This is a genomic window from Virgibacillus pantothenticus, assembly GCF_018075365.1.
GTDB lineage: Bacteria > Bacillota > Bacilli > Bacillales > Amphibacillaceae > Virgibacillus > Virgibacillus pantothenticus.
In genome coordinates this window covers 3,651,653-3,665,504 of record NZ_CP073011.1, presented here as the reverse complement: position 1 = coordinate 3,665,504, position 13,852 = coordinate 3,651,653, and the positions used below count along the sequence as shown (strand labels likewise).

The 13,852-nt window shown below is 37.7% G+C and carries 11 protein-coding genes, 1 pseudogene and 1 riboswitch; of the genes and pseudogenes, 11 read left to right on the top strand and 1 reads right to left on the bottom strand.

Annotated features, from left to right (window positions below):
- Positions 1-270: 270 nt before the first annotated feature.
- The 9 genes and pseudogenes from KBP50_RS16995 (at position 271) to KBP50_RS16955 (ending at position 9,762) form a co-directional block, all read left to right on the top strand.
- Positions 271-1,050 carry a sulfite exporter TauE/SafE family protein gene (locus KBP50_RS16995; protein WP_050351615.1) on the top strand — a complete coding sequence of 260 codons (780 nt, stop codon included), beginning with the start codon at positions 271-273 and terminating at the stop codon, positions 1,048-1,050.
- Between the two features lie 218 nt (positions 1,051-1,268).
- Positions 1,269-2,396, top strand: a complete 1,128-nt coding sequence (locus KBP50_RS16990) for an MBL fold metallo-hydrolase (RefSeq protein ID WP_050351614.1) — start codon at positions 1,269-1,271, stop codon at positions 2,394-2,396.
- A 1,032-nt stretch (positions 2,397-3,428) separates the two neighbouring features.
- Positions 3,429-4,733 carry a globin-coupled sensor protein gene (locus KBP50_RS16985; protein ID WP_050351613.1) on the top strand — a complete coding sequence of 435 codons (1,305 nt, stop codon included), beginning with the start codon at positions 3,429-3,431 and terminating at the stop codon, positions 4,731-4,733.
- An 86-nt stretch (positions 4,734-4,819) separates the two neighbouring features.
- Positions 4,820-4,968: riboswitch (FMN riboswitch) on the top strand.
- A gap of 154 nt (positions 4,969-5,122) precedes the next feature.
- Positions 5,123-5,293 (top strand): hypothetical protein, encoded by a 171-nt coding sequence (locus KBP50_RS16980; RefSeq protein WP_210967598.1) that lies wholly within the window; start codon positions 5,123-5,125, stop codon positions 5,291-5,293.
- A 254-nt stretch (positions 5,294-5,547) separates the two neighbouring features.
- A complete protein-coding gene (locus KBP50_RS16975) occupies positions 5,548-6,192 on the top strand; it encodes a riboflavin synthase (RefSeq protein WP_050353450.1) in 645 nt (214 codons plus the stop codon).
- A 111-nt stretch (positions 6,193-6,303) separates the two neighbouring features.
- Positions 6,304-6,891 (top strand): annotated as a pseudogene (gene ribB / locus KBP50_RS16970) (3,4-dihydroxy-2-butanone-4-phosphate synthase); the annotation flags it as partial.
- Between the two features lie 28 nt (positions 6,892-6,919).
- Positions 6,920-7,390, top strand: coding sequence for a 6,7-dimethyl-8-ribityllumazine synthase (ribH, locus tag KBP50_RS16965; RefSeq protein WP_373688060.1), 471 nt, complete (start codon positions 6,920-6,922; stop codon positions 7,388-7,390).
- Positions 7,391-7,701: 311 nt separating this feature from the next.
- Positions 7,702-7,881: a hypothetical protein gene (locus tag KBP50_RS16960; RefSeq protein ID WP_050351610.1), complete on the top strand. Its 180-nt coding sequence runs from the start codon at positions 7,702-7,704 to the stop codon at positions 7,879-7,881.
- A 6-nt stretch (positions 7,882-7,887) separates the two neighbouring features.
- Positions 7,888-9,762 (top strand): ABC-F family ATP-binding cassette domain-containing protein, encoded by a 1,875-nt coding sequence (locus tag KBP50_RS16955; protein ID WP_050351609.1) that lies wholly within the window; start codon positions 7,888-7,890, stop codon positions 9,760-9,762.
- A 133-nt stretch (positions 9,763-9,895) separates the two neighbouring features.
- Here KBP50_RS16955 and KBP50_RS16950 read toward each other — a convergent pair whose 3' ends face one another.
- Positions 9,896-11,626: an APC family permease gene (locus KBP50_RS16950; protein ID WP_050351608.1), complete on the bottom strand. Its 1,731-nt coding sequence runs from the start codon at positions 11,624-11,626 to the stop codon at positions 9,896-9,898.
- Positions 11,627-11,766: 140 nt separating this feature from the next.
- On the opposite strand from KBP50_RS16950, the gene KBP50_RS16945 reads away from it, so the two are divergent.
- Both KBP50_RS16945 and KBP50_RS16940 read left to right on the top strand, forming a co-directional pair.
- Entirely contained in the window at positions 11,767-12,813 is a 1,047-nt protein-coding gene (locus tag KBP50_RS16945; RefSeq protein WP_050351607.1) for a C45 family autoproteolytic acyltransferase/hydrolase, read from the top strand.
- 140 nt (positions 12,814-12,953) lie between these two features.
- Positions 12,954-13,625: a hypothetical protein gene (locus KBP50_RS16940; protein ID WP_050351606.1), complete on the top strand. Its 672-nt coding sequence runs from the start codon at positions 12,954-12,956 to the stop codon at positions 13,623-13,625.
- Positions 13,626-13,852: the final 227 nt, after the last annotated feature.

Sequence of the window (13,852 nt, the reverse complement as noted above, 5' to 3'; positions counted from 1 at the left end):
TTGGATCATTTGTACCGCAACCAAGTCTAAGTGGGAGATAACAGCACCTAAATGCCCGATTCATTCAGAGGTCTTTTAGGTCATACCAGTACGGTACTAACAGTCAGTGGGGGATGAATGAAAAATCCCACTGATGGAAGATTCACTTTATACAAGCATCTTTTTTCATTAAGTTTGTATGAATAAAGCGATAGAAAAAAATGTGTCCATAGTTTAATAAAACAGGAATTTTTTGGAAGTATATGCTGTTACAGAGGAGGGATATAACGTATGAGTATAGAATTTTTTATCATTATTTTTATTATTGGTTTTGTAGGCTCGTTTATTTCAGGTATGGTGGGTATCGGGGGTTCTATTATAAAATACCCAATGCTATTATATATTCCTCCTTTGCTTGGATTTGCCGCCTTTAGTGCGCATGAAGTATCGGGTATTAGTGCTGTGCAAGTGTTTTTTGCTACAATCGGAGGGGTATGGGCCTATCGTAAAGGCGGGTATTTAAACAAAGATTTAATCATATATATGGGAGTTAGTATTTTGATTGGTGGTTTAATCGGAGGCTATGGTTCGAATTTGTTGTCAGAATCTGCAATTAACATTGTGTATGCCGTTTTAGCTACCATTGCAGTAATTATGATGTTTATGCCAAAATCAAATGATAATCAAGAAAATTTGACTGATGTGACGTTTAATAAATCCGTTGCTGCTGGATTATCCTTTATTGTAGGGATTGCAGCTGGGATTGTAGGTGCTGCAGGAGCCTTTATACTAGTACCTATTATGATTATTGTCTTAAAAATACCAACACGGGTAACCATTGCAAGTTCTTTGGCTATTACGTTTATTTCTTCTATTGGGTCAACTATTGGAAAAGTAGCCACAGGTCAGGTATTGCTCATTCCTGCTATTGTAATGATTGTTGCAAGTTTAATTGCTTCGCCTATTGGAGCAGAAGTTGGAAAACGTGTGAATACGAAACTGTTACAATCCATACTCGCATTTTTAATTCTGGCTACAGCAATTAAAATTTGGTGGGATTTACTTGTTTAAAATACCTGTTATGATAACAGGGCAAATGTTAGGAATTATTTTCTCGGGTTACTAGGGACAACGATGTACCTAAAGAGGATATGAAACAATGTATTTTTTTACATTAAATAATACCTGCGTGGGTATTTATTTGATCGGATTATTCGTTACCTAAATGAATCGAAACACCTAGTTCTACTGATTGTGGATAAAATATAATGTTTAACGGAGGAATGAAAATGTCTTTTAAAGCAATGAAGTCTCAAGTATTGGCAAGAAAGGTTATTCAAAAGGAAGAACTATTTATTTTGGATGTTCGTAATAATAGTGACTTTGAAGATTGGAAAATAGAAGGGGAAAACTTCTCCTATCTAAACGTTCCTTATTTTGATCTTATTGACGGTGTAGAAGATATTTTAGATAAACTGCCAACGGATAAAGAAATTTTAGTTGTTTGTGCAAAAGAAGGCTCTTCTGTCATGGTTGCTGAAATGTTATCCGAACAAGGAATAAATGTTTCTTATTTAGAAGGTGGTATGAAAGCTTGGAGCGAATATATGGAGCCGGTTAAAGTTGGAGATTTAAGCAATGGTGGCGAGCTGTACCAATTTGTTCGGTTAGGAAAAGGTTGCCTGTCTTATATGGTTGTATCAAATGAAGAAGCTGCGATTATTGATCCGACTCGAATGACAGAGGTTTTCACTGGGTTTGCGCAGGAACTTGGAGTAACGGTTAAACATGTATTAGACACACATTTACATGCAGATCACATTTCTGGGGGGAGAGCGATCGCAAAAGAAACTGGAGCTACGTATTGGCTGCCACCTAAAGATGCCGGAGAAGTTGTATTTGATTATCAACCATTAGAAGATGGTGAAGAAATAAAAATTGGACATACGACCATAAACATCTATGCTCTATACAGCCCAGGGCATACCATTGGCTCTACTTCCTTTGTTGTTGATGAAAAATATTTACTAACCGGTGATATTTTATTTATTGATTCCATTGGAAGACCTGATTTAGCTGGACTTGCGGAAGATTGGGTGGGAGATCTTCGGGAAACGTTATATCATCGCTACCGTGAATTGTCCGATGAGTTGATCGTTCTTCCAGCTCACTATATGATTATTCAAGAACTGAATGATGATGGTACAGTTGCTGAAAAACTTGGCAAACTATTTGCCGATAACCACGGTTTAAATATTGAAAGCGAAGCTGAATTCAGAAAAATGGTTACCGAAAATTTACCGCCTCAGCCAAATGCATATCAGGAAATTCGCCAAACTAATATGGGTAAAAATACACCTGACGAAGAAAAGCAACGCGAGATGGAGATTGGCCCAAACCGCTGTGCGGTCAGATAAATAATGAATATTAGACTGTCTCAAAAGTTTTGGGGCAGTCTTTTTTCGTTGTATAGGAACCAATAAAATTAGGTGCTTGTAGATAACGAAATAACTGACTAGTCACGTCCGGAGCATGAGCCCAGCAACGATGCGACTTTAGAAATGCGCCCTACGATAAGGCCTCATCGGTTCGTCACAAAGAAGAAGGCCGACTAAAAACGGGCTTGCCGCCCAGACGTCGGCATACCCCTGTTTTAGTGGCATGATTCCTTTATCCCGTAAAAAGGCGTTGTAGACTCCCACTTCAGGAATGGAAGCGGTAAGCTAAACAAGTCGAAGCGAGAGGTAAAAGCACCTAAATCCCCGATTCGTTCAACTAACTTATCAGCGGGGACGAAGAAAACCCCGCTGATGGAAGGTTCACTTTATCTTTAGTTGATTCGTTCCATTCGCTTACGTTGCTAAACGGACGCCCCGCGCCTTTGTTCTTCTATGGATAGGCTTTAACCTTTGCTTCAGTTAGTAAGAGAAATGCTCGATATAAGGAGAAGGCTGCTTGAGGAAGGAGGAACATGCTCGATATAGCCGAGTACAGGATTGAAAAAGGAAGGAGTATGCTCATTTTTGTATGTAACATACTAGGTTTATAAAATTGTATTACTAGAATGGTTGATACAGGTTAAGCCAAAGCTAATATTGGCGCTCGTTTTTGATCCAGTAATTTACATATATTGAAGAAGAAATTTATGTTAGTAAGCTCTGCCGTCAGTGCTATAAATTGAGGGGGAAGTGTGAGATCAACCTATAAGTCAAATGTCCTATTCTGTTTAGAGCCCTATAGGTCTTCCTTTATGGTACTAATCATCAGGGAAGGGTAGAAAAAGCTCACTGACCTAATATTTTAAGGTTTGTTTTATTTCAGAGAATATTATTTTCATAATGTATTCAAATAAAGTCTTTCTAAGATCTTTTGTAGGAAAAAAGCAGCGAATTAATGTAAAATATAACCAATTGTCATTGTAGATATAAATGAACAAAGGGGGAGACAACATGATTTTTAAGAAAAATAGCAAGGTATCATTTTTTCAACCAAATGTAGTAACCGAGTCTCAGGTACGCTTAAATGTAGGAGAGGATAGTGACGTTGCAAATCAAATTCATATGATTGGTTTAACATTGTCCGATTTATCATTGATTCATCAGTTAAAACCTTATGTAGTAGACAATATTCACTATATCGTAGATCGATTTTACGATAATTTAGCAACGGAACAATCTCTTCTGAAAATCATTGATCAGCATAGCTCCATTGAAAAGCTAAAACAAACATTAGAACGACATATATGTGAAATGTTTGATGGCGTGATTGATCAAGCTTATTTCATTAAACGAATAAATATTGCTAACATGCATGTGAAAATTGGTCTTGAGACGAAATGGTATATGAGTGCTTTTCAAGACTTGTTTTTATCTATAATGGATATCATCGAACAAAACGTCCATATGAAAAAGGAGTCTCTATTAGCCATACGGGCATTATCGAAAATAATCAATTTAGAGCAGCAGCTTGTGTTAGAAGCATATGATGAACATATGAATAAAATTAAACGTGAAGCTGACCTACAAAGAGAAAAAATTAGTCATAGTGTTGCTGAGTCCTCAGAAAGCTTGGCAGCGATTTCTGAAGAAACTAATGCTTCTTTTCAGCAATTGCAATCACAGTCAAAAGAAATAATTTCGATTGCTAACAATGGCACATCGCTCTCTGAGGATGCTTATGATAGAGCGAAAAAAGGAAAAAAACAGTTAAATAAACAAGATAAAAGTATGGCTAAATTGTATGATTCGGTACATTACTTAGAAGGCGATGTGCATCATTTAATAGATATTTCCAAGCAAATGCAATCGATTGTGAACATAGTTAAAGAAGTAGCAGAACAAACGAATTTACTTGCCTTAAATGCATCTATCGAGGCAGCCAGAGCTGGAGAATACGGACGTGGCTTTGCGGTAGTTGCTGATGAAGTTAGGAAGTTATCCGAACAAACAAAAGAATCCGTTACCAATGTATCTTCACTCATTTGGAATATGAACGGACAAGTAGAAAAAATTGCTAGTTCCTTACAAACGGTAGGCATAGAGATAAAAAATGGTAACCAAGGATTACAAGAAATAGAGCAGCACTTTTCACAAATAATGGGAGCCATGCATGAAACGAAAGACCAAAACAATGTAATTGAACAAGAAATTATATCCTTTATAGAAATTATTACTGAATTAAGTAGAGCTGTAGATGAGGTAGCTGCTTCAGCCGATCATTTGACTACTATTACACATGAATTAAACGATAACTAAAATAAAAACTCACTATATTGGATTGGATATAAAATTTGCAAAACGACTGCATTTTCGTTTATACTTAACAGCAATACAATAGTATATGATTCCTTCGGGGCAGGGTGAAATTCCCGACCGACGGTAAAAAGTGGTACAACACTTTAAGTCCGTGACCCGTTTGATATTTATGCAAACGGTGGATCTGGTGCGAATCCAGAACCGACAGTTAAAGTCTGGATGGGAGAAGGAAAACGAAAGAAACTGCATATCTGGATAACTGTTTTGGAAGCTGGATTGCTTTACTACCTCATTTATCATTACGGTCAAATAGTGTTTTAAGCAATCCTAATGTTAAAAACAGTTACTTATTTGGGATGAATGTGTAAAAGAAAGCGCTAACCGACTATATGCAATGGTATTTTCTTTTTGAGGTATCAAAAAACGGGTTATTTTTAATCTGTAGTATGGTCGTGCCTTCTTTTAAAGACTATGTTAAAGAAAAGGGTATAGTTATGGTGGTAAAGTTTGAAGTAGCTAAAGCTTGCCTTTTGAAAATAGCTGCAGAATTAAGGCAATAACGCTATGCAACCAGTGACTTTTATACACTTAACCCTTTTTATTCCAACTAACCTCCCAAAAGCAAAAATATGTAGGATGATATTCTAACCTTTTCAAGCCCCTAAATTTACGTTTAGGGGCTTTTTCCTGTTATTCAGCTTGATATTAACAGCGGTTTGTTTTTACGTTTATGATGTGCCCCTTTTTGCAGACCTTCTCCCAAAAGCAATAGGCTATAAAATATTGTTCATAAATAAAGGAGAGGATGATTCGTTTGTTTACTGGAATTATTGAAGAACAAGGACAGGTAGCTTCGATGAAACATATTTCTGATCAGGCAATCGTATTAAGAGTAAAAGCTTCTACTGTTTTAAATGATGTCCAAATGGGAGACAGCATTGCTATAAACGGCATCTGTCTTACGGTAACCTCATTTGATGAGCACAGCTTTACAGTGGATGTCATGCCAGAAACGGTAAACGCAACTTCCTTACGCTCGTTGAGAGCAGGCTCTTCTGTGAATTTAGAGCGTGCTATGGCTGCTAATGAGAGGTTTGGTGGTCATATTGTTTCCGGGCATGTAGATGGAATAGGAGAAATTATTCGCAAGCAACGGGAACAAAATGCTATTTATTATGATATCGAAATACCAGCTAGTCTGGCGAGGTATGTCATTACGAAGGGATCCGTTGCTATTGATGGAGTTAGTTTAACCGTATTTCAAGTAAAGCAGAACTTCTTTACTATTTCTCTTATCCCTTATACAGCTTCAATAACGATATTAGGCGAAAAGGAAGTTGGAGACGTTGTTAATATAGAATGTGACATGCTTATAAAGCATGTAGAACATCTACTTACATTTGCATCAAAAAAAGAAATATTGGATGAAGCATATTTAAGAGCGAATGGCTTTATGTAAGAAACTAAACGGCAATAATTGCAGATGATAAAAGCTTATATGCCTTTTTAAAATAGGAAGATGTGTTGTTTTCCGTTGGGTCAAATACTATTGAAAAGGAAGGAGAAAAACATGCATACAATAGAAGATGCAGTCAAGGATTTGAAAGCAGGCAAGCCAGTTATTGTGGTTGATGATGAAAGTCGGGAAAATGAAGGTGACTTTGTTGCTTTATCAGCATCAATTACTCCAGCAGTCGTTAATTTCATGATAACGCATGGTAAAGGATTAGTATGTACAGCAGTGGGTAGCGAAATAGCAAAGCGGCTTGGATTGACATTAATGCCATCAACACAAACAGACTCATATGCTACCGCATTTACCATTAGTGTCGATCATAAGGAAACAACAACAGGGATTAGTGCAATTGATCGAGCAACAACGATTCGAGCACTCGCTAACTCATTCGCTGTAAAAGAGGATTTTCATCAGCCCGGACATGTATTCCCATTAATTGCTCGAGATGGTGGAGTGCTTGTACGCCAAGGTCATACGGAAGCAGCTGTAGATTTGGCTAAATTATGTGGAGCTAGTCCTTCAGGAACTATATGTGAAATTATAAATAGCGATGGTTCCATGGCAAGGCTAGCAGACTTGGAAAAAATCGCTGAACAATTTAGTTTGCAGCTCATATCTGTACAGCAATTAGTAGCATATCGAATAAATGAGAACGAGGAGTGTGACGTCATTGAGTAACGTTAACGTATTACAAGGGAATTTAGTTGGAACGGATTTACGGATTGGAATCGTTGTTGGTAGATTTAATGAATTTATTACTGGGAAACTATTAGAAGGTGCTAAAGACACATTAATGCGACACGGGGTAGCCGCTGATCAGATTACGGTTGCTTGGGTACCTGGAGCTTATGAAATCCCATTAATTGCTAAAAAGATGGCTAAGCAAGAGCAATATGACGCGGTTATTACTCTCGGAGCGGTGATTCGTGGTGCTACGCCACATTTCGATTATGTTTGTAATGAAGCGGCCAAGGGCGTATCGCAAGCATCATTGCAAGCGGGAAAGCCAGTTATTTTTGGAATCTTAACAACAGAAACAATTGAACAGGCAATTGAAAGAGCGGGTACAAAAGCTGGAAATAAAGGTTCCGAAGCAGCCAGTGCAGCGATTGAAATGGCGAATTTGCTTCGTAACATGTAAAGCTGTACACTTAGATAGCTAGCAGTATTTAAATAGGCAGTCATGTTTTAGAACTGTAACGCATTGCTATTATTAGTATACAAGGGTTATTATAATATACAATGGGATAGAGATTGCAGACGGTTCTCTCATACCATCTTTTATGCTACTCCATAGCAGTGATAAGGTCCTTCGGCGATAGTGCTATGGAGTGCATCATTTCACAGTAATCAAAGAAAAATGACATATTGTTTTTGGGGATACTAGGTTTCTAGTATAGGGCGAGTTGTTTTTTTAATATGAACGACGATACATATATGGGGGAGATTGTTTTGAAGCTCTTAATAGCACAGCTAGTAATCATTGCTGTTGTTTGGGTTGGCATGGCTTTTTTCTTCTCAGACATGACAGAACCAGCAAAGGTGATTTTTTATTTAGTAACTTCATGGATGCTATTGTTAATTGTGCTTATTACTAAATCTTGGTGGAAAAACAGAAAGAATGAAGGATGATGAAACATGCTATCGATAGAAAATCTATCAAAATCATTTGGTGATAAAACACTTTTTAATTCGATTACCTGTCATATTATTGGTGGTGAACGAATTGGCTTGATTGGTGTTAACGGTACAGGAAAGTCCACCTTATTAAAAATTATTGCTCGTATAGAACCAGCAGACCATGAGGAGATTCACCATGCGAACGATTATCGCATTCAATATTTGGCCCAAGCCCCGACTTTAGACCCGAATTTAACTGTGATGGAGCAAATCTATTATGGGAATTCAGCGATCATGAAGGTTATGCGAGAATATGAGCAAGCACTGCTTCAATTACAGCGTGATTCAGAAAGTGAAAAGGCGCAAACCAATTTATTAGCTGCACAGCAAAAAATGGATGAATTGGGTGCGTGGGAAGCTAATACAACCGCGAAGACAATTTTGACGAAATTAGGGATTACAGATTTCGATAAACCGACAGCAACGCTTTCAGGCGGTCAAAAAAAGCGAGTCGCACTTGCGACTGCGCTAATCCAGCCTGCTGATCTGCTTATATTAGATGAGCCGACCAACCATTTGGATCATGCAACCATTGAATGGCTGGAGAAATATCTACAGACCTATCCTGGTTCGCTTTTACTCGTAACCCATGATCGTTACTTTTTAAATCGTGTAACTAATCGGATTTTTGAATTGGATCGTGGCAACTTGTACACGTATGAAGGAAATTATGAAGTATTTTTAGAGAAAAAGGCAGAGCGTGAAGCGTTAGAAAGAAGTGAAGAGGTCAAGCACCAAAACACGTTACGACGAGAGCTAGCGTGGCTGAAAAGCGGTGTGAAGGCACGTTCAACAAAACAAAAGGCTAGAATTGAACGTGTGCATACCATGCAGCAAAAGACATTTGATACGAGACAGGAAAATGTTGAAGTTCCTATTGGTTCGGCTAGGCTAGGTAAAAAAGTCATTGAATTAAAACAAGTTTGTAAATCGTTCGGTAATAAAGAAATTTTATCGAATGTCAATCAATTATTGACACCTGGTGATCGTGTAGGAATTGTTGGTCCGAATGGTTCTGGGAAATCTACCTTTTTGCATATTATGGCACAACGCTTGTCACCTGATGATGGAGAAGTCATTGTTGGCGATACGGTGAAAATCGGTTACTATACGCAAGGAGAAGAAGAGTTAGACGGAGATTTACGAATCATTGATTATATTAAAGAAATAGCTGAAGTCATTCATACGAAAGATGGGTCTGTTATTACAGCAGAGCAAATGCTAGAGCATTTTTTGTTTTCACGAAAACAGCAATGGACGTATATCCGTAAATTATCTGGTGGAGAGAAGCGGCGTTTATATTTGCTGAAAGTGTTAATGCAAGAACCAAATGTGCTGTTTTTAGATGAACCAACGAATGATTTAGATACGCAAACGTTAAGCGTGTTAGAAGAGTATTTGGATCACTTTCCAGGCGTTGTCGTAACGGTTTCCCATGATCGCTATTTCTTAGATCGTGTTGTGGATCGGTTGCTTGTATTTGACGGAAAAGGCAATATTACTTCCTACCATAGCAATTATAGTGATTTTTTAGCCCACCAAGAAAGCACCCATATCGCTGCTAAATCGGCAGAAAAGTCCAAGAACCAACGACAATCACCGAAACCTCAAAAGAAGAAGCTGTCCTATTTGGAGAAAAAAGAATGGGATGAAATAGAAGATGTTATTACTTCGTTGGAAGAAAAGCTAGAATCGATTAAGAATGATATTGTCGCTGCGGGGAGCGATTCGCAAAAGGTGCAGGAACTATATGCAGAGCAAATGAATGTAGAGAAAGCTTTAAATGAAAAAATGGACAGATGGGAAGAACTATCTTTGCTTATAGAAGAATAGTGTCTCCTTATTTTACGCATCCATGCTTGGCTTATTTTGTGAACTATAGGCTATTGCGTCGTAAATAAGCAAAATAAGCAACATAAATAGCAGGTTGGCATCATTGCCGACCTGCTCTATTATCGTATTTAATTTATTGTTCAGGGGTCGTCGTTAATCCTTCAATGCTAATTGTCTCGACGATCGCCGTTTGATTGTCCCTAATATTTGCTTCCAGTTCTACTTTATCTCCAGTCTGTAAGAAAATGGCTCTTGGAGCTTTTCCGGAATTAACAGTATAAATAATTGGGTCATCCTGAAGCAGAAATTGGACAACTTGATTTTTATCTTGGGTTGTGACTAGTACACGTTCTACTGTACCGTTACGCTTTTCTAAGCTTGCTTCCCCAGTGGATTCCACATTGCTTGGATCTTGTGCCAAGGCGAGTCGGTAAGACTCTAGTGTACTTCTGGCTGTATCTCCAAAGACGACAAAATCAGAGTCAGCTGCTTTAATGTAAGCATAGTGCTTGAATAGACCGTTCGGATCCAAAACGTTAACCACCCAAGTGGGATTGCCATCAATATTATAAAGAATTGGCATGGATCCAGTCCATTTCTTTTCAGGAAACTCTTTATTGACGATTTCTTTTGCACCTTTACTGTCCATAATACCATTATTCTGCTCGCCATTATAATAGGTTAATTTACCCGTTCGCGCATTGATAAGGGTGTAACCTAGAGCCGAATCGATATTTTCCTTTGGCGAGGACATGTCTGTAAAGTAATACATTGCTCCATTCTCATCAAATAAAGGCGTTACACTTGTCTCTGTACCTGATTCATTTGGTATTTTTACATCTTTTTTTCCAAAAATGGAATTAAGCCATCCGTGAACATATTTGCCGAAATATTCATTTTCCTCTGAAGCCATTTCAGAGCTGATAGACCCTTCAATGAATTCAGGTGCTTGATCTGATTTATACAGCTTCACATCTCCAGTAACCGGGTCGACAACTGCAGCATGTAGTTTTTGCAAGTTAGGTTTGTTTGTCAAGCCAATTGGTTTATATAATGTCTGTACATACCAAGGCTTGCCTTCCTCATCTACTTCAATTTGGGGTTCCCCATTTTGAATGTAGTTTGGGTGCGCATTGTAAATCGTACGTGACACTTGATGATTAAAGTAACTGGAATTTGTATATTTCATTTTGCCTTCAATAAACTTTGGTTGTGCATTGATATCTGTAGCAGAAATAGTGAAATATCCTTCTGTTTCCTTCCCGCGAAAATATTTCCAAAATCCAGTAAATTCTACAGGAGCCACAAATACGATGTCATTGTTGACTTTTTGCACCTGTAATTTTCCTAGATCATAGAATTGTGTATTTGGAACAACACTCATCGCTTTTTGCACTTTGTTTCGAGCAAATTCCGGTGAGACAACGATTGGTGTAGCGTCTTGATCTAATGGCTTTGCTTCTTCAACTTCTTTGGTAGCGATGGACTGATGTGCATCATCTAACGAAAGGATACCTAAAAGAATAAATCCGGGAATGGCAATGATTGCAAATAGAATAAGGGCACCTGTAATCGTATCGAAATGCTTGGTAGATTTGGTAAATGGCTTACTCTTGGTTAATGCATATAAACTTATCATTCCTGCAGTCCCTATAACGAGGTTCGCAATTGTCATGTTCGGTATGGTAATCGGCGGCATTAAAATGTATACAGTAATAACACCGAGTATAAACAGCGTTGCAAAAACCAGACCGACTGCTTTTACTGTCGTCACCCGGTATTTTTTGTTTTGAATAATAAAAAATACAGCGATGACAGCATATAAAATAAATGAAAGTATCGTCGTTGTTAAAATTCCTGTCATGTTTTCACTCCTAATTATAAACTCTATACTTTTACTACGATAGCTATAGATGAAAGGTTTCATTTAAATACATATGGATTTTCAAATGAAAGATTAAAGATTACAATGAAGGATGAATGTGCGAGAAAGGTGGGAACTTCATGCAATCGATCTATAGTGATGTAATACAGTACCGGGGCAGACACTATGATTTTGGTTACGAGCAAGGAATAGACTTAAAGCATTCCTATATATTAGAAAATAGGAAAAAGCAATGGAAGATTAGACGACCGAGATTCATTATCAAAGAAGATGAAGTGAAGCGAATGATTCAACCGATCGCTCCTGGGATTTGGGAAGAGCTATGTGGATTAATGGATGCACTTCAGTGGGACATGGAGGAGATACTGCAAGAGTTTGGCGGATATCGACTAGCATATCAAAAAAGTGGTTGCTCCATTTTCACAAATTCAGACTATATGATTCGCAACTACGATTATCATCCGAAGACATATGAAGGCCGCTATACGGTTTTTCAACCGACTGATCAAGGCTATGCAACGATTGCACCGTCCCAGCGTATAACTGGCAGGATGGACGGCATGAATGAACACGGGTTAACCATTGGTTATAATTTTGTTCATCGTCGACATCCGGAAGATGGGTTTATTTGTAATATGATAGCCAGAATAGTTCTGGAAAATTGTAAAGATGTGGAGCAGGCTATTGCTGTATTACAGGAAATTCCACATCGTCATTCCTTCAGTTATGTTTTATTGGATAAAAATGGGGAAACCTATATTATAGAAGCTTCTCCTCGAGCTGTAAAAATACGTACAGGACAAGTCTGTACCAATCACTTTGAACATTTAACCGAAGAAAATCGGCATCATTTGGCAGATTCCCAGCGTAGACAGCAAACGATTCAGGACAATAAGGGACAAATTACGAATGCGTATGACGCTTTTAGACTGATGAATGATTCGAAGCGTGGCGTTTTTTCTACAAAATATAAGCAGTGGGCTGGGACGATTCATACATCAGGTTACTTCCCGAAGCAATTAAAAGCGTGGTTTGCGTTAGGAGGCGACAGAGAGCCGGTTATTTTTGATTTCAATAAATGGCTAAAGGGACAAGATTTTTCCATTAAGCGTGTCATCGGCAAAGTAGATACTTCATTACCGTTTGTTCATATGGAAAAAATGTGAATCTAACGCTGTTCTGAGTTATTTTTTAAAGAATAAAATGTTTCAAATATGTGGATTAAAAGGAATATCAGTTTAGGACTTTCTTTTTTTGCTACAGTTGTAATATACTCTAATGGAACATCATTATAGGAGGTAGTCTAATGAAGCTTTTTCAAGTGAGAAAAGGGCAGTTTGTTTTTTACCGAAATGAATTGCACCAAGTGTATTCAGTAAAACCGATGTTTAAGAAATCTGTGCATTTATATCGTTTAAAGGACATGCAGCAGATATTAACGAAAGCAAGCGAAATTGAATTATGTCGTCCACAGCATAATGATACATTCATTTTTTATGGTAAACGATATACCATCGATAAAAATAAACGACCAGAGCCAGGTGATTATATTTTAATCATCAAGCCAGCGCCGGATTTTCTTGATCACTATTCACTGAATGCGATTGAAAAAGTTGATAGTGTAGAGGATGGAAACGTAGTTACTACCAGAGATAATGGTGTAAAGCATAGTGAGTATGTTGTGATGGTTCCGGGTAAATCAGAAGCTAGTCGGGAAATTGCATATTATGATAAAAGTTTGGTTCCTGAGGAGCAGCAAATCCAAGATGAATCGATCACCTATTTAGCTGAAAGTGATACGAATCTAAAACCTGCTGTTGGGGACATATATATTGATGTAAATAAAGAAACGAAAGCAATGATTGTTGCGATGACGGAGGATGAAGTCATTTTTGGACATGGCGTCCGTATACATGTGGTAGATTTATTAAATGAAGAAAAGTATAAATTAGTTTATCGGTTTGAAGAAGATTTGTAATGGATAGCTAGCTCTACAGAAAGGTGCTAAAAAGGTGCTTTCGTAGGGTTAGCTATTTTAATTTGCCTCCGAGTGCCTCCGAGCTAAAGTTCCAGTTTCGCTCTAAGTTTGCTCAAGCTAAGTAGCTCGAATAGTTATTTTAAAGAGCTGATTTATTAAAAAAATGTGAAATTAATCACGAAAAGCTTGTATAATCGCTTCCACCATTGTTATACTAAACATGTGTA